Here is a 17,407-nt window from a genome sequence, read left to right as displayed (position 1 = left end):
AACTATACTAAATACGTATAAACGCAAAAATATATTGCATAATTCTAAGTTTTTCGATATAATTCGATGTATAGAAATGAAAAAAATGACATTACTATTAATCATAGTGTGATGTATGAGGAAAACTGTAATTTATAAAGTAGTACATAGTTATAGCTTTTTTGTTTTATTAATAGTAAGTTGTCGGGTATAGGAGTATATGTAAAGTAATTAAGAAAGGATAGGAAATCAAATGGGATTAAATCAAATTTACAAAGTAGTTTGGAGCAAAACAAAAGGATGTTACGTAGTAGTATCTGAATTAGCAAAACGAGTGGGCCGCAACAAGACAAAAGCAGTGGTAGTTGCTACAGCAGCTATGGCTATGGTGGTAGGTCCTATGGCAGTAGGTGTAGATACAGTAGAAGCAGGGGTTGCTATTGGTAGTACTACTGATAATGCAATCGATAAAGGCACTGCTTTAACTAATAGCAGTAGTATTGCTATTGGTAGGGATGCTAACGCAAGTAGACAAGGTAACAATGTTGTTATTGGTGATGAAACTGACGCTAATGGAGCAGGTAACGTTGTTATTGGCAGACATGCCTTCGCAGGTTTTGATGGTAGAGGTAATGAGAAAAAATCCTCTCAATCCGTAGCGATTGGTGCTGGTAATGCGAGACATGAAGGGGCTAAAGCTTTTGGAGATCAATCCGTTGCGTTAGGTGCTAATACATTAGCATACGGTAACTCTTCTATTGCAATCGGTAATGATGACGTCGATAGAGCAGTTGCAGCCACTACGACATATACTGACTCTGATGGAAATAAAGTAACAGGTACTGTTGGTGCTGCTTATACTAACCTTACAGGTAAAAACTTACATACAGATGGTGGTCGTTATAAAGATACTAAATCTGGTGAAGCAGCTATTGCCATCGGTGTAAAAGCGCAAGCTGGAGATATTTCTGTGGCTCTTGGTACAGGTGCTCAAGCAGAGAAAGTCAATGCCACTGCACTTGGTTCTGGAGCAACAGCGACATTTGATAACTCTGTAGCACTAGGTGGTGGTTCAGTAACAGATAAAGAAGGTACGAAACAAACATCTGTAACGGTTAATGGACATACATACAATTGGAGTGGTGGTTCCACAACTGGTAAAGGTGACGTAGTATCTATTGGTAAAGCAGGTTATGAACGTCAGTTAAAGAACGTAGCGGCTGGTGAAGTATCTGAAACTTCCACTGATGGTATCAACGGTTCTCAGTTATATGGCATTTTGAATAACATGACAATAGATCCAACATTCCTATATGCTGGTGACGATGCTGATGCAGGCGAGGTAACAGGTGCTGATGCAGATGCGAAAAAAGCAGATGCAGATAAAAAGAAAATTGTAAGCAGAAGTATGAAAGACAGCCGTTTGAACTTGTTAGGTGGTGCAGATAAAACTAAATTATCTGAGGGTAATATCGGTGTAAATTATGAAAATGGCAACACCTTAACATTTAAATTGGCAAAAGATTTAAAAGGATTGGACAGCACTAATGTAGGTGGTATTGTAACTAATGCTGATGGCATTAACATGAATAACAAACCAATTACGAATGTAGCAGGTAACCTACCAGGTGCAAAAGAAGGAACTGAGGAACCCACAACAGCTTCTGAAGGCCCAGCGGCAGCAGATTTGCCAAATATCAAAAAGAATGCGGCTACTGTAGGCGATGTATTAAATGCAGGTTGGAACTTACAAAACAATGGAGACGCTAAAGATCTTGTTAAACCATATGACACTGTAAACTTTATCAATGGTGAAGGTACAACAGCTGTAGTAGAAACAACAGATAATAAAGTATCCACTGTAAAATTTGATGTAAAACTTGGCACAGGTTTGAAAAAAGATAAAGACGGTAATATCGGCGTAGATGCAGGCAATATTACAAATGAAAATGGTGCCCCAAAAGTGGAAGATGCAGATAAAGATAAAGTAGCTACTGCAGGTAATGTAGCAGATGCTATTAATAACTCTTATTGGACAGCATCTGCAGAAAAAGATGGCGAAGTAATTGGTACAGACGATAAAATTAACCCTAGCGGTAAAGTAACTTTTGACGCTGGTAAAAACATTGAAATTGATCACAGCACTCCAAATAAATTTACTTTTAAAACAGTAGATAAGCCAGAGTTTACAGGTGTTGATTTAAAAGATAAAGATGGCAATAAAGTTAACTTAGTTCCAACAGCGGATGGTCTAAAATTAGGTAAAGGCGATAATAACGAACCTGCTAATATTACTAATGTGACATCTGGTTTAAAACCATATGCTGAAACAACACCAGATTCTCCAGATGCTAAAAAAGGTCTAGTTGATTTATCTAAGCCAAAAGATGGATCTGCTCCAACAGTAAGTGATAATACAGCAGCCACTGTAGGTGATTTACGTAACATGGGATGGGTTGTATCTGCTGATAAAACAACAGGTGATTTAGGTAAGCCATACTCTGAAGCTGTAAAAAATGCTAATGAAGTGAAATTCGTAGGTACAGGTAGTGCTACTGTTTCTGGTAAAACAGATGAAAATGGTGTACGTACAATTACTGTGGATGTGAACGATCAAGCAGTGGCCAATAACGCAGCAGCTCCTGTTGTGTATACAGATGAAAATGGTGACCGTGTATATCCTACTGGTAAAAAAGATGAAAAAGGTAACCCAATCTTTAGCAAAAATCCAGATGGTTCTGGTGATCCTGTAACAGGTCCAATCAAAACAAGTATTAATGGACCAGAAGGAACAAAATCTCCAACTACATTGGATAATGTAGCTGGTAACTTACCAGGTGCGAAAAAAGGTACAGAAGCTCCAACTACAACTGGTGTAGGTCCAACAGAGGAAGATGCAAAGAAAATTGCAAATAATGCAGCTACTGTAGGAGATGTATTAAATGCAGGTTGGAACTTGCAAAACAATGGAGATGCTAAAGATTTTGTTAAACCATATGACACTGTAAACTTTATCGATGGTGAAGGTACAACAGCTGTAGTAGAAACAAAAGATAATAAAGTATCCACTGTAAAATTTGATGTAAAACTTGGCAATGGTCTTAAAAAAGATAAAGACGGTAATATCACGGTAGATGCAGGCGATATTACTAATGAAAATGGTGCGCCAAAAGTTGCAGATGCAGATAAAGGTAAAGTGGCAACTGTAGATACAGTGGCAAAAGCTATTAATGATTCCTATTGGATTGCTTCTGCGGAAAAAGATGGTAAAACAATTGGTGCAGATGATAACGTTAAACCTAGTACAAAAGTAACGTTTGATGCTGGTAAAAATATTGAAATTGATCACAGCACTCCAAATAAATTTACTTTCAAAACAGTAGATAACCCAGAGTTTAAAACTCTTGATTTAAATGATGGGGCTGGCAATAAAGTTAACTTAGCTCCAACAGCAGATGGCTTAAAAGTAGGTAAAGGCGACAATAACGATCCAGTTAATATCACGAATGTAGCAGGCAATTTACCAGGTGCGAAACCAGGTACAACTGCTCCAACTACAGATTCTGAAGGCCCAACAGCAGAAGAATTGCCGAAAATTGCTAACAATGCAGCTACTGTAGGTGACGTATTAAATGCAGGCTGGAATTTGAAAAACAATGGTGAAGCACGTGACTTTGTGAAACCATATGACACTGTTAACTTTGTAGATGGTGCCAATACAACAGCAGTAGTAACGACGTCTAAAGATGGTAAATCTAGCGATGTAACATACAATGTAACAGGCCTTCCCATTACATACACAGATAAAGATGGAAAACCAGTATCTAAAATTGGTGATAACTTCTATCCAGTAAATGAAAAAGGTCAACCTATTACTTCAGAGGGTAAACCAGCAGTGGGAACAAATGATAAAGGTGAACCTATTACAGAAGATGGTACAGTAATTAAACCAATTGATCCAAAAGCAAATCCATTAAAAACATCCTTGGTAAATCCAGCTCCTGAAAAAGGTAAAACACCTACAAATAGCCCAACACAATTAGGTAATGTAGCTAATGGTGCAGAGACTTTTAAACCGGCTGATGATGTAAAATTAGCAAATGATGGTAAATGGTACCCAGCAAATCAAGTAGAACCTAATGGACAACCAAAAAAGGATGCCACACCTGCACCAAGCCCATTGGTTACAAAAAATGAAGCTGGTGATATTCTTGAAAAGGGTAATGATGGTAACTGGTATAAAGCTGATGATTTAGTAAATGGTGAGCCAAAACCTAATGTAGATGAACAAAAACCTGTGGCAAAACCAGAGAATGCTGATAAAGCAGGTCTTGTAAACTTTGCAAACTCTAATCCTAATAATGTAGCTACTGTTGGGGATTTACAAAACATGGGCTTCGTAGTAGCTGCCAAAGATAATGGTTATACAGAACAAGTTCGTAATGCTAATAAGGTAGAGTTCAAAGGTGATAATGGTGTACAAGTAACTGGTAAAACATTAGAAGATGGTACTCGTCAAATTAATGTATCTTTAAAAGAAGGTCGTGTAACAAATAATGTAATCATTACTGGTGCAGATGGTAAAGAAGTTAAGGGTGTACGTGGTGCAGATGGTAAAATCTATAAAAAAGACCCTAAAACTGGCAAAGCCATGAAAGAAGAGCTTCCAATCAAACCAACAGACACAGTAAGAAATGATGGTGATGGGTATGTAACAGGTAACTCTGTAGCTACAGCTATCCAAAAATCTGGTTGGGACATCGGTATCGGCTCTACAGATAAAGCCTTCAGCACTGAGGAAAAAACGTATGAACGAGTGAACCCTAAGGATAACGTAAAATTTGCGAACGGTGATAATACCACTGTATCTATGGTAGTAGATGCTAAACCAGATAGAGATGGTGCTACAGTAACTACTACATATGTAAAAGTAGACGTGAATCGTGACTTGAAATTGGATAGTGTAACAACTACTGGTAAAGATGGTTCTTCTACTAAAATGGATGGAAATGGTATCAAAGTAACTCCAGCTGATAAAACTAAACAACCTGTTTCCTTGACAAATAATGGTTTAGATAATGGCAATAACAGAATTACTAATGTAGCACCAGGTGTTGGTGATACAGATGCAGTGAATGTATCTCAATTAAAAGGAGTAGCGAATGCAGTAGCTGAAGTAGGTAATCGCGTGAACCGTTCTGGAGCTCAAGCAGCAGCATTGGCTGGTTTACAAACAATCCAATACGATCCATTGGAGCCAACTCAAATTTCTGCAGGTGTAGGTCATTACAAAGGATCTAGTGCTTTAGCATTAGGTGTGAACCATTATAAAAATGAATCTACTTTATTCCATGTAGGTGCATCTTTCAATGGTCGCAGTAGCGAAACGATGGCAAATGCTAGCGTAACTTGGAAATTTGGTTCTCGTGCAGATGAAACAGCAGTGAAAGACACATTCCGTCAAGGACCAATCAGTGCATCTTACACATTGCAAGATAAAGTATCTGCATTGGAAGTACAAAATAGTGCTCAAAAAGATGAAATTGCAGAATTGCGAGCATTAGCAGCAACACAACAAGCACAAATTGCTGAATTGTTTAAACGTTTAAACGAAAAAGCATAAGATTTTATGTGGCTATATAGACGTTGCTAACTGAATAATGTAACAGGAAGAGTACGGTATCTCCCTCTCAAACAGTATTATATTCTGTTTGTTCGGGACACGCCGTGCTCTTCTTGTGTTTTCGTGATGTAGATAGAATGGAACGCAACAAAACTGATAATGCTAAATGCATTTCTTTTGGAAAAAAGGTTAGTGTTGACTTCACCTTTTTTAACGAGTATACTATGGGTGTAGAGAGTACTATCTCAAATCATTGTTGTTACTTAATAAGCAACTAAAATAAGATTAAGTTCAAATGGTTGTCGCTACTCGATATGCGACTCAATAAGTATTCGAGCTCAAATATGTAGACTCCATTCGAAAGAATGGAGTCTATTTTTTAGGGAGGGTTTATGAAAACAGGTCACTTTTATTATATAAACGATCAATATTTTGTAGATTTTCCAGATCCATATTTAATGAAAAATAAGGAAACTATAGATGGTCAAGCACATGATAGACCATGTTTTTATGCTTTTTTAGATGTGTCGACTAATTTATATTGGATGATACCCTTTTCTTCACAAATAGATAAATTTCAAAAAATATATGATACGAAAATTAATAAATATGGAAAATGTGATACCATTTTATTTGGAAAAGTACTAGGGCATGAAAAAGCGTTTCTAATTCAAAATATGTGTCCAGTTAGTATTTCATATGTTAAAAATGAATATATAGATGCTATTTATCATAAGCCTGTTAGAGTTGATGGGCGACTAGAGAAAGAATTAGAAAAGAAAGCTCGTAAAGTTTTGGCATTACAAAGAAAAGGGATACGATTAATTTTTCCAAATATATTAGAAATTGAAAAGCAGTTGCTTATAAACAATTAATGAAAAAGCCTAACGCATAAGATCTTGTACACCTTAATGCGTTAGGCTTTTTCTATGGTACTATTCTTTTACGAGAAGGCCCCAAATATGGTATGATATAAGGTACAGATAATAATACATAACATATTCCTACATAGATAATAGGAGGTACCTACTTTGAGTAGTATATTTGATATTATTGGGCCCGTTATGATAGGTCCGTCTAGTTCACATACAGCAGGGGCGGCGCGTTTGGGAAAGATGGCTTTGTCTATTTTTCGTGAGCGCCCTGACAGTGTCACTATGACCTTATATGGTTCTTTTGCCAAGACCTATCGTGGACATGGTACAAACCGTGCTCTGGTGGCAGGATTGCTGGGAATGGATGCAGATGATGCACGTATTCGTGAGTCCTTGGAGATAGCAGAACGTGAGAACTTTCAGTATACCTTTATTGAATCAGAAGTAGATGCAGGCCATCCTAATACAGTTCGATTCAATATGTACGGTAAAGATGGAAAACACATGTCTGTTACAGGGTCATCCCTCGGTGGAGGTCGTGTGGCAGTGACCAATATTGATGGTATCGATGTAGATATTACTGGGGAAGAGCATCAAATCATTGTCTTTCATACAGATCAACCGGGTGTTATTGCTGGGGTCACACATATTTTGGGGCTAGAAACAATTAATATTTCTAGCATGCGGGTGTTCCGTAAGCGAAAAGGGTCAGAGGCAGTCATGCTTATTTCTACGGACTCTGATGTAGATGCAATGGCATTGCAGCAAATTAAAGAAGTGCCGGGCATTTCCTCGGTTATGTATTTTGAACCATTGGAATAGAGGATACTATGAGTTATTTATACGATACAATTGAAGACATTGTTCGCTTGGCTGATCGTGAAAGTATTTCTTTTTCCGAAGTGGTCTTGCGTTCAGAAATAGAAAGTACGGGTTCTACGAAAGAGGAAGTCATAGCGGAGATACGACGCCGCATTCAGATTTTTAAGGAATCTGTTCGTGATGGCATCGCTGACACAAGAAAAAGTAAGAGTGGTATGTCTGGAGGGCAAGCGAAACAATTAGATGAAAGACAACCTCTTTTTTTAAGCGATTTAGCTTATCGGGCACTACGTTATGCTATTTCTGTGAATGAAGCAAATGCAAAGATGTTCCGCATTGTGGCATGTCCTACAGCAGGAGCCTGTGGTATTTTACCAGGTGTGATGCAAGCGGTAGGAGAAGTCTACGAATGCGATGAGGAAGCGTATGTGAATGGATTTTTAGCGGCAGCTGGTGTAGGTAATGTAGTGACAAATCAAGCCTGTGTAGCGGGGGCTGTGGGTGGTTGTCAAGCCGAAGTGGGTACAGCGGCTGCTATGGCTTCTGCTTGTGCTGTAGCGATGATGGGCGGCACTACGGAAGAAGTGGTAACGGCTATGACTCTATGTATGAAAAATGTCTTAGGTTTAGTTTGCGATCCTGTGGCAGGACTGGTGGAAGTGCCTTGCGTGAAAAGAAATGGAATCTATGCAGTGCATGCGTTGGCATCCGCAGAAATGGCTATGGCAGGATTGCGTAGTCGCATTCCTGCAGATGAAGTGATTGGAGCGATGGATTCCATTGGACGGGCTTTACCAGAAGCGCTTCGTGAAACGAGTGAAGGCGGTTTGGCGAAAACTAAAACAGGTGTGGATATCACGAATCGGTTAGCCCATCAGAAATAGAGAGGTGTAAGTATGGGCATGGAAGCATACAAAGAGACTTCTATCTACAAAGGAGCTCTGCGCATTTTGCAGACCTTACAAGCAGCGCATTATGAAGCGTATATTGTGGGTGGTGCGGTGCGAGATATACAGATGGGACGTATTCCTCACGATTATGATATTGTCACTTCCGCTATGCCGGAGGTGGTCATCGACGTACTACGAACTGAGGGCTTTATTACGACGAATGTAGTAGGCGCCTCCTTTGGGGTGGTTGTGGTTACAGAGGGTGATGATACCTATGAAGTAGCAACTTATCGAAGTGAACAATATGGTGAAGATAGTCATCGACCAGTGGCAGTACAATTTCCTTCTACGTTTTTAGAGGATGTACAGCGGCGAGATTTTACGATCAATGGTCTTGCTCTTACTGAAAGTGGTGAGGTCCGTGATGAAGTAGGCGGTTTACGAGATATTGTGGCACGCCGTTTATGTACCATTGGATCTAGCCAAGAGCGATTTCAAGAAGATGCGTTGCGCATGTTCCGATTATGTCGATTTGCAGGACAATTAGGCTTTTCTATTGATCCTGCCACCTGGGCGGGCATAGAGCCGAACCTATATCGTGTGGAAGGATTATCTTTAGAACGAGTGCGTATAGAAATTGAAAAAATGTTACTTAGTGAGTATGTAGATCTCGCTTTAGATGCGTTGGTGCGCAGTCATTTAAATGAGCAATGTTGCCAACAAACGATAGAGGGTCAGTCTCGACGGATTCCTATATTGCCAGAGCTAACTCATCTAGTGGATTTACCGCAAGCACCAGAGCACCACGTACATGATGGATGGTGCCACACTTTAGCAGTAGTAAAAAGGGTGGCGCCGAATCTAGTATTGCGTTGGGCTGCTTTGCTCCACGATGTAGGGAAAGGTATGGAAGGAGTTCGAGGCTTTCACAATGGGCGCATTACGGATCGTAATCATGATAGGGTGGGTGCCACTATGGCACGAAATATCTTGACCCGTTTAGGCTATGCTAAAGAATTTGTAAATCTTGTGGTATGGCTTGTAGAGCGACATATGCGGTTTCACTTTTATGTGTCCAATGGTTCTGCAGATTTACGTAAATGGTTGCAGAAGGAATCTCATGAAAATTTATTTAGAGAAACCAAGGATCTAGTGGAGGCTGTGGACTATCTAAAAACCCTAGGTGTGGCAGATGTATTAGGAGGAGGCACGAAAGATGCAGAACCTACAGTCCAGTATGGAACACGCATGATGGATATGGCAAAACAGATGCCTGTACACACGAAGGATTTGTGCTATGATCGCACATTGCCCAATTTAGTAGCACCTTATACGAAGGAAGTAATGCAGACTCTCTTACAGAGAGTACAAGCGGGAGATATTCCCAATACACCAGAAGCCTTACATAAGGCAGGAATGGCTAAATACGAACGAGTAAAGAAAAAGGAGTACCATGCATGAAAGTGCAAGCAGCAAGAAAACGATTAAATTTGAATGCCGGTTCGTGGTTCTTAGTTCTATTTTTTATATCATTAGGAATTATATTGCGATATACCTATGTACAGATTGTGGCAAAAGATACCTATTCTGAACGGTTTTCTAATCAATTTTTAACAGATAGAGTTTTACAATCTCCACGGGGAACTATTTTTGACCGCAATGGCAACCCCTTGGCATTGAGTGTAACAGTTAACTCTGTTAGCGCAGACCCAACCATGATGCGAGTAGTAGCTAAAAAAACGCCGGAAGAAGTGGCAGATGTATTAGCACCGTATGTGCGTATTTCCAGAGAGGAAATTATAAAAAAATTGAATGAAGACACTGCTTTTGTGTGGATTGATCGTCTCTTAGATGTGCCGAACTCCAATGGTATAGAAGCAGCTATCAAGGAAGCCAAGTTCAACTTTATTACTTTGCACAAGGAAAGTCGACGCTATTATCCAAATGATACATTGCTAGCGCCAGTTCTTGGATTTGTGGGATTCAATGAAGATGGGAAAGCCGATGCAGAAGGTAAGGCAGGGCTTGAGGCAGCGTTAGATGATGTGATTCGCAGTAATGAGGTGAAAGTCAGCATTTACAACGATACAGCTGGTCGCCCCGTCTTTGAGTCCGTACAATCTCAGTTTTTACCAGATCAAGAAAAATCGGTGAATCTTACCATTGATACAACGGTGCAGTTTATTGCCGAACGGGCCTTAGATAAAGCGATGATAGACACAAAGGCTCGTAGTGCAGCGATGATTATTATGGATCCCAAAACAGGGGAAATCCTTGCGATGGCCAATAAAAATCGAGGCATGGCATCGGACGTAAATAAATTAAAATTTGAAGATTATCGCAATAATGCGGTGGTGAGTATTTATGAACCAGGATCTACGTTCAAACCGATTATTGCCGCCTCCGCTCTGGCAGCTGGAAAGTGGCAACTAGATACAGTGTACAATGATACGGGCACCATTCTAATCGATGGGCATACGATAAAAAACTGGGACGGTAAAGGTAGTGGTAAAGTTCGCTTACTAGATATTCTAAAATATTCCATCAACACAGGTATGGTGTACTTGGGTACGACTACAGGTGGAGAGATTTTGACGGATTATGTAAAACGCTTTGGTTTTGGTAAAGCGACAGGGATTGAACTACCGGCTGAGGGGGATGGTATCCTTTTTGATCCGAAGACGATGAGTAAACTAGATACGGCGACTATGTCCATCGGACAAGGGATTGCGGTGACTCCGTTACAAATGGTACAAGCCTTTGGAGCACTGGCTAATGGCGGTAAAATGATGAAACCTCATATTATCAAATCCATTGTCAATCCAGATGGAACGATTTATAAAGAGGCACAAGATGTGGAGCAAGGTCAACCGATACCTGAAAGTATTGCCAAACAGATTACGGATATTTTAGAGAAAGAAGTCTCCGAAGGTGGTGGACATAAGGCGTATGTAGAAGGCTATCAATTTGCTGGTAAAACTGGTACGGCGCAAAAACTAGATGCTGAACATGGAGGCTATTTGAACGGTCGTTATATTGCGTCCTTTATTGGTTATGGACCGGTAGAAGATGCCCAATTTGTAGCATTAGTTGTGATTGATGATCCAGCAGGTACTTACTATGGTAGTCAAATTGCGGCTCCTGTATTCCAAGATGTGATGTCACAATTAGTGCGGTACTATAAGCTTTCACCGACTCGTAGTAAACACAGTGACAAAGATAAGTCAAAAGGTGGAACGAATGTATTGGCGGTGCATCGTAATAAAGATGGCTCTGTGATTGTGCCAAACTTCGTGGGACATGCCTATGGGGAGGTCCGCGATTGGGTTCATGAAGCAGGATTGACGTTTAAACCGAATGGTACGGGCTATGCCATTTCTCAAGATGAGGCGGTGGGCAGTACCTTGGAACAAGGTGAATCGATTACGGTCCATTTTAGCCGGTAATATTGATAGGATGTGTATGTACATACGGATAGGTATGACATACTGATGTAATATGAGATTCTGAATGTGAGGATACCATGATAGAGTTATTAGGAAAACCAGTAGCACAGGCCCGTAAGGCTGTGTTACAAGAGAAGATGCAAGTGCTAGTAGACCAAGGTATCACTATTACCCTAGGTATTTTACTAGTGGGTGACGATAGTGCAGCCAAAATGTATGCTACGTTCATGGAAAAAGTGGCGAAAGGGGCAAACTTTGGCACTGAATTAGTAGAATTACCAGAAACAGCTACCCAAGAAGAGGTAGAAGCAGTGATTCATAGACTCAATACTGATGAAAGAATTTATGGTGTCTTGCCGTTGATGCCAATGCCGAAACATATCGACAGTGAAGCGGTGATTCATGCGTTAGATCCAGCAAAAGACATAGATGGATTGACGACGCATAACATTGGGCTAGTTAGCTCTGGCAAAGGTGGGTATGTGCCGTGTACACCAAAGGCTTGCATGGCGATTATCGACCATTATGGCATAGAACTAGCAGGCAAAAAAGTAGTGGTTCTAGGCCGTAGCCAAGTGGTGGGTAAACCTGTGGCGTTGTTGGCACTAGAACGTAATGCGACAGTAACGATTTGCCATTCCAGAACGCAAAACTTAGGAGCTGAACTAGCACAAGCTGATGTGGTCATTGCTGCGGTTGGCAAAGCACATATGGTGCACGGCTCTATGTTGAAGCCAGAGTGTGTAGTGATTGATGTGGGAATTAATGACCTAGATGGACAAACCGTAGGTGATGTGGAATTTGCTTCTGCTAGTGAAGTAGTATCTGCGATTACACCTGTACCAGGCGGGGTTGGCTCTGTGACTACTACTATGATGTTAGAAGGATTATATGAGGCATATTATGCACGAAATGGCCATTGCTGAGGGGATTGTAGATGTGGCACTAGATACATTGAAAGCTAATGAAGGCAGTATCATACATGCCATACAAGTACAAATTGGTGCTTTATCTGGGGTAGAATCAGAAGCGTTGCATTTTTGCTTTGATGCAGTGACACAAGGAACGGCGGCACAAGGAGCGAAGCTAGAGATAGAATCGATTCCTATGAAAGGGCGTTGCTTAGATTGCCATCAAGAGTTTTCAATGGACCGATATCGCCATGTATGTCCACACTGTAATAGCTTTGCTGTAGAAGAATTGCAAGGTCGTGAATTGCGTGTGGCATCCATCGATATGGATTAAAGGAGTATCATGGAAGTACAAGTAATGACAAATGTATTGGCTAAAAATGATGCCATTGCAGAAATACTACAAAAACAATTTAAAGATAAACGCATTTTGGTGATGAACTTATTAGGATCACCAGGGGCGGGTAAAACGTCCCTATTAGAGGCGACTTTGCAAACGTTGTCCAAGGACTATCGGATTGCTGTTATTGAAGGTGATTTGTTCACGGATAAAGATGCGGAGCGCATTCATGCCACAGGTGTACCAGTGATTCAAATTAATACGGTCGGAGGTTGCCATTTAGATGCGAATATGATTCGTGAGGCTATTGCTGAACTAGATTTGGATGCGTTGGACCTAATCATCATTGAAAATGTAGGCAATTTAGTATGCCCAGCAGAATTTTTCATCGGTGAAGATATGAAAGTGACTGTTCTTTCTATTACAGAAGGGGAAGATAAGCCATTAAAATATCCTTTGATTTTTAAAGAGTCAGCAGCAGTATTGCTGAACAAAGTTGATTTATTGCCTTATGTACCATTTAAAATGAATGAGGCCATACGGGATATTAACTCCTTACAACCAGGTGTGCCTATTTTTCAGGTGAGTTGCACCCAGGAAGCAGGGCTTTCACCTTGGATTACTTGGGTGAAAGAAAAATTAGAGGAGCGACGTAACAATGAAAGCTAATTGGAAAGCTGCCCTAGGGGCAATGGTAATAGCAGGAATAGTGGTGTTACAGCCACAGGCTGTACTGGGTTATGAGGTATCTATCAATACCAGTGCTGACACTACACGGATGTCAGAAGAGTTGGCTCTTAGAAAATTTATAAAAGAGAAGAAAGCTTCCTTTCAGGAAGGTGAAGCAGAACAACTTGATCTAGTGGGAACTGCATTTACAGCTAAACGAGTGCCCCCTCTTGTGATTACAGATACATTTGTGAAAGCCCTTGCAGGGGAAGCAAAAGCTCGTGTAGAGGGGAAACAACATGAACCGTGGGTATTTCCAGATGTGGATGTACTGAAAGAAAAGCTAGAGGCTATAGGTAAACAAAAAGCTGTTGAAACACATGCTGATAATATGTCGGATGTGGATTCCGCTGTGGAAAGTACGCTAGAAACAGGTAGCGCTGAGAAAGCTAAGGAAACTAAAGTATCTAAAGATAACAAGACCAATGGTAAAGAGGAACAGAAGGCATCTAGTGAGTCTAACAAGGCGGTAGAAGATACGGAAGATGCAAAAAAGTCTAAAGTTTCTAAAGCTTCTAAATACCCCATTGAGTTATTGTGGACAGATAAGCCTAGTATTTTCTTACATGAAGATGTTCATGTAGGGGCAACACGTAGTGAAGTGCTCTTTGCTTGGGGTGCACCGCGAGCTATGTGGCGGGATAATATAGATGGTTCTTTGTTGTGGCTATATGAAGGCGTAATTGGTAAAGAAAAAACTATAACAGAAAATAAAAAATCCTCTATTCAAAAAGAGGAGTTTTCACAGTTGGTGAAGAATACTTATACTAGTGACTCTTTAGCAGGTTCTAACAGTTCTGTGGGTTATGTATGGCTTTCATTGAAGCAGGGGAAAGTCACGCATTTGGGAATGATTGCGGGTCATGACTGGCCTCGTTTTGCTATACCAGCCACTACATTAGAAACATTTAAGCCTAATACTATGACAGAATCAGATTTCTCTTTGATGGGATACCGATTAGGTGATACCTTTACCAATGATCCAAATCGATCTTGGGAAGAAAGAGGCAAGCTGTATGGTCAGGAATTTTTAGGCTATAAGGATGTAGTAATCGCATATAACAAGGAACACGAAATCACTCGTGTCATGATCAACTCATCGCTTGGTACGACGAAACGCGGCATTTCATTAGGAGATTCTAAATATTTACTGCTCTATCTCTACGGAGTGCCAGATTTTGAAGAACCTGCTAATTATCATGATAGTAGTAAAGGTGTAGTGTATGGCTATCGCCATCCAGTACTAGAACATACCTATTTGTTGTTTACATTGGATGATACATTCATTAGAGAAATATTGTTGTCCAACCAAAAGAAAAGCGAACTTGTTTCGGCTATGTAGCCTGTGGCTTTCTTAATTAAACTATATAAAGTGAAGACCGTAACACACCCCTTCTCAAGCTATACAGTGGTTATGCTTGTTCAGGGGTGTGTTACGGTCTTCTTACATTTGTGTGATATAGTCAGTAAGAGAAAGCCACAAGGCTACTACGCAAAATTGCGTCGCTTGGGGGGGTGCGCCGTGCTCTTCTTGTGTTTGTATAAATTTGATATAGCAACGCCATAAGGCTACTACTCGTAATTGCGTTCCTTAGAGATTTTGATCTTTTAAAAAATTAACGATTTGAGGAATTTATAGTATAATAATATTATTAGAAGGGTTATTAACGTATTGTTAGGTTCATCTCTTCCTACATTGTAGGAGGGAGGTGATACTATGAAGAGGCTTGCAATATTATCTTTACTGATACAAATTGCTATGCTGATCATAGCACTTTTAGATTTACTATATAAGTAATGAAAAAGCCTAACGAATAAGGTCTGGTCACCTTAATACGTTAGGCACATTTTCATTTCAAACTTTCTTGAGATAAGCCTAACGCCGTTCACACGTTGATGGCTCTTCTTTTTTAATATTTAGTATACCATATTTTGTTGTGAAATACTACTGTTGTAACGGCAAGCTCTATATAATAAGGGTAAATTTTTTGATATGTCAGTAATAAATGTAATAAAGAACGAACCTATTCCTATCCAAAGTGGTGTTATAATGTATTGTTTGAGAGGTATGACAAAATTTTCTGAAAAAAGTTAAAAAATTTTTTATAAAACACTTGCGTTAGGAATCATAAATGTGGTATTATATCAAAGTAGTCAAGAACAGGACTACGGAGTAGAAAAAAGTTCTTGACAAACTACATAAAGACATATATAATATGTATGTAAATGTGCTGGCGTAGCTCAATCGGTAGAGCAGCTGACTTGTAATCAGCAGGTTGTGGGTTCAATTCCTATCGCCAGCTCCATTTTTTTGGAGGGATTCCCGAGCGGCCAAAGGGAGCAGACTGTAAATCTGCCGTCTTCGACTTCGAAGGTTCGAATCCTTCTCCCTCCACCATTTTCATCGCGGGGTGGAGCAGTTGGTAGCTCGTCGGGCTCATAACCCGAAGGTCGCAGGTTCAAGTCCTGTCCCCGCAACCATGTTAATTCGTTAGTGATTGAATAGTGCTGGTGTAGCTCAGTCGGCAGAGCGTATCCTTGGTAAGGATAAGGTCACCGGTTCAATCCCGGTCACTAGCTCCATATACTTGGCGGCATAGCTCAGTTGGCTAGAGCAATCGGTTCATACCCGGTGTGTCCGCGGTTCAAATCCGTGTGCCGCCACCAATAACCTCACTTAGGTGGGGATTTTTTTATGTCCGAAATTAGATATACATTGAAATTCCTAGTTTGACTTTGTATAATGAAGATATAGAAATATGGCAACTCTATGTAAAATGAGATAGAGTTGCACCATTATGTATTAAGAATACGAGGTACATATGACAACATGGTTTAATGATTTAAAAGAATTAATTTGGCACCCTAAGAGTAGGGGATTTGATCAAATTGCAGAGCATGGAACGATAAAAAAAGGTTTACTTACCTATTTTGGTCTGGAAGTGGTATTCTGTTTATTGGTGGCTACTTTAGTACTGCCGTTGGTAGGCTTTTTCATGCCTGCCTATTATCGTGAGATTGACGCCTTAGGGTCGGCCATTATCATAGGTTTGGCCATCGTCTTTTTCCTATTTCAAGCGGTGTCCATTTTGTTTAACAGTGCGATTTTCTTCGGCTTATACAAATTGACAACAGGTGAGGCGACTTGGACAGATGTGGTGAAAGGATTCATCTACGGCAAGGTCATCACCAATGTATATGGCGTAGTATTAGGCGTGCTCTTGTTGCCGTTTTTTGGGACAGGTTTTTTCCTAGCAACATCCTACGGTATGGAACTTATTTGGCTCTTCATAGGGGCTTTCTTTGCAGTGGCCATCTGGATTTTCTACATGAATCTATCCCTGATGGCTCGTATTATTAAAAGTACCCTAATGAAAGTATTTCTATTATTGCTAGGTACTGGTATTGTGCAAATTATTTTAGAATATATGCTGAGATATTTGTAAGTTATGCGCTAGAATACTATATTGTGCCGCCTATATAGTATGTTCTCGGAATATATGTTGAATTACTTATATAAAATGTAATGAGGAACAGAGGTTAGGCTTTCACAGAAATATCCGATAAGTGGAATGAAAGCACCTGTAATTCCTATAAAATAAGTAAAGTGTATTTGTATTTCTCTATTTAATCATATATAATAAAGGTAATTAGTTTTTTTGTAATGAAGGAGGCTATTTTAACAATGGCAAAAGCAAAGTTCGAACGTAATAAACCACACGTTAACATTGGTACTATCGGTCACGTTGACCATGGTAAAACTACTTTAACAGCAGCAATCACTAAAGTTCT

Annotated in this window: 12 protein-coding genes and 5 tRNA genes; all 17 read left to right on the top strand. The window is 40.0% G+C overall.

Features of this window, described 5'->3' with window-relative positions:
• The first annotated feature begins 232 nt into the window (after positions 1-232).
• A complete protein-coding gene (locus EO119_RS07230; protein ID WP_126941249.1) occupies positions 233-5,602 on the top strand; it encodes an ESPR-type extended signal peptide-containing protein in 5,370 nt (1,789 codons plus the stop codon).
• A gap of 392 nt (positions 5,603-5,994) precedes the next feature.
• Positions 5,995-6,477, top strand: a complete 483-nt coding sequence (cptIN, locus tag EO119_RS07225) for a type III toxin-antitoxin system CptIN family toxin (RefSeq protein WP_126941247.1) — start codon at positions 5,995-5,997, stop codon at positions 6,475-6,477.
• Between the two features lie 156 nt (positions 6,478-6,633).
• Complete coding sequence (gene sdaAB, locus EO119_RS07220; protein ID WP_126941245.1) at positions 6,634-7,299, top strand: L-serine ammonia-lyase, iron-sulfur-dependent subunit beta; 666 nt, start codon at positions 6,634-6,636, stop codon at positions 7,297-7,299.
• 8 nt (positions 7,300-7,307) lie between these two features.
• The gene (sdaAA, locus tag EO119_RS07215) at positions 7,308-8,183 is read left to right on the top strand and encodes an L-serine ammonia-lyase, iron-sulfur-dependent, subunit alpha (protein WP_126941243.1); all 876 of its coding nucleotides are present in this window, start codon (positions 7,308-7,310) and stop codon (positions 8,181-8,183) included.
• Between the two features lie 12 nt (positions 8,184-8,195).
• A complete protein-coding gene (locus tag EO119_RS07210) occupies positions 8,196-9,650 on the top strand; it encodes a CCA tRNA nucleotidyltransferase (RefSeq protein WP_009353474.1) in 1,455 nt (484 codons plus the stop codon).
• On the top strand, positions 9,647-11,635 hold the full coding sequence (locus EO119_RS07205; RefSeq protein ID WP_126941241.1) for a penicillin-binding transpeptidase domain-containing protein: 1,989 nt from the start codon (positions 9,647-9,649) through the stop codon (positions 11,633-11,635). Before EO119_RS07210 ends, EO119_RS07205 begins: the two co-directional genes overlap by 4 nt.
• A 77-nt stretch (positions 11,636-11,712) precedes the next feature.
• On the top strand, positions 11,713-12,561 hold the full coding sequence (locus EO119_RS07200) for a bifunctional 5,10-methylenetetrahydrofolate dehydrogenase/5,10-methenyltetrahydrofolate cyclohydrolase (RefSeq protein ID WP_126941239.1): 849 nt from the start codon (positions 11,713-11,715) through the stop codon (positions 12,559-12,561).
• Positions 12,539-12,880: a hydrogenase maturation nickel metallochaperone HypA gene (gene hypA / locus EO119_RS07195; RefSeq protein ID WP_126941237.1), complete on the top strand. Its 342-nt coding sequence runs from the start codon at positions 12,539-12,541 to the stop codon at positions 12,878-12,880. Before EO119_RS07200 ends, hypA begins: the two co-directional genes overlap by 23 nt.
• 9 nt (positions 12,881-12,889) lie before the next feature.
• Positions 12,890-13,555: a hydrogenase nickel incorporation protein HypB gene (hypB, locus tag EO119_RS07190; protein WP_126941235.1), complete on the top strand. Its 666-nt coding sequence runs from the start codon at positions 12,890-12,892 to the stop codon at positions 13,553-13,555.
• Positions 13,545-14,957: a hypothetical protein gene (locus tag EO119_RS07185; RefSeq protein WP_126941233.1), complete on the top strand. Its 1,413-nt coding sequence runs from the start codon at positions 13,545-13,547 to the stop codon at positions 14,955-14,957. The genes hypB and EO119_RS07185 overlap by 11 nt, the downstream gene beginning before the upstream one ends.
• Positions 14,958-15,845: 888 nt before the next feature.
• A tRNA-Thr gene (locus EO119_RS07180) sits at positions 15,846-15,921 on the top strand.
• A 7-nt stretch (positions 15,922-15,928) separates the two neighbouring features.
• A tRNA-Tyr gene (locus tag EO119_RS07175) sits at positions 15,929-16,013 on the top strand.
• Between the two features lie 7 nt (positions 16,014-16,020).
• Positions 16,021-16,096: transfer RNA gene (locus EO119_RS07170), tRNA-Met, on the top strand.
• A gap of 26 nt (positions 16,097-16,122) precedes the next feature.
• Positions 16,123-16,198 (top strand) — tRNA-Thr (locus EO119_RS07165).
• A gap of 7 nt (positions 16,199-16,205) precedes the next feature.
• Positions 16,206-16,282: transfer RNA gene (locus EO119_RS07160), tRNA-Met, on the top strand.
• A 155-nt stretch (positions 16,283-16,437) separates the two neighbouring features.
• Positions 16,438-17,061 carry a hypothetical protein gene (locus tag EO119_RS07155; RefSeq protein WP_062401215.1) on the top strand — a complete coding sequence of 208 codons (624 nt, stop codon included), beginning with the start codon at positions 16,438-16,440 and terminating at the stop codon, positions 17,059-17,061.
• A gap of 239 nt (positions 17,062-17,300) precedes the next feature.
• Positions 17,301-17,407: GTP-binding protein (locus EO119_RS07150; protein WP_149306083.1), on the top strand; the 107-nt coding region annotated here is incomplete at its 3' end.

Origin of the sequence: Veillonella sp. CNR 79/14 (genome assembly GCF_003992185.1) — a bacterium.
Taxonomy (GTDB): domain Bacteria; phylum Bacillota; class Negativicutes; order Veillonellales; family Veillonellaceae; genus F0422.
This window is presented reverse-complemented; position numbering and strand designations above follow the sequence as displayed.

Coding starts and splice junctions, on each gene's coding strand:
- EO119_RS07155 (WP_062401215.1), top strand. CDS start 16,438: ATGACAACATGGTTTAATGATTTAAAAGAATTAATTTGGCACCCTAAG.
- EO119_RS07210 (WP_009353474.1), top strand. CDS start 8,196: ATGGGCATGGAAGCATACAAAGAGACTTCTATCTACAAAGGAGCTCTG.
- hypA (WP_126941237.1), top strand. CDS start 12,539: ATGCACGAAATGGCCATTGCTGAGGGGATTGTAGATGTGGCACTAGAT.
- hypB (WP_126941235.1), top strand. CDS start 12,890: ATGGAAGTACAAGTAATGACAAATGTATTGGCTAAAAATGATGCCATT.
- EO119_RS07185 (WP_126941233.1), top strand. CDS start 13,545: ATGAAAGCTAATTGGAAAGCTGCCCTAGGGGCAATGGTAATAGCAGGA.
- EO119_RS07200 (WP_126941239.1), top strand. CDS start 11,713: ATGATAGAGTTATTAGGAAAACCAGTAGCACAGGCCCGTAAGGCTGTG.
- cptIN (WP_126941247.1), top strand. CDS start 5,995: ATGAAAACAGGTCACTTTTATTATATAAACGATCAATATTTTGTAGAT.
- sdaAA (WP_126941243.1), top strand. CDS start 7,308: ATGAGTTATTTATACGATACAATTGAAGACATTGTTCGCTTGGCTGAT.
- EO119_RS07205 (WP_126941241.1), top strand. CDS start 9,647: ATGAAAGTGCAAGCAGCAAGAAAACGATTAAATTTGAATGCCGGTTCG.
- EO119_RS07230 (WP_126941249.1), top strand. CDS start 233: ATGGGATTAAATCAAATTTACAAAGTAGTTTGGAGCAAAACAAAAGGA.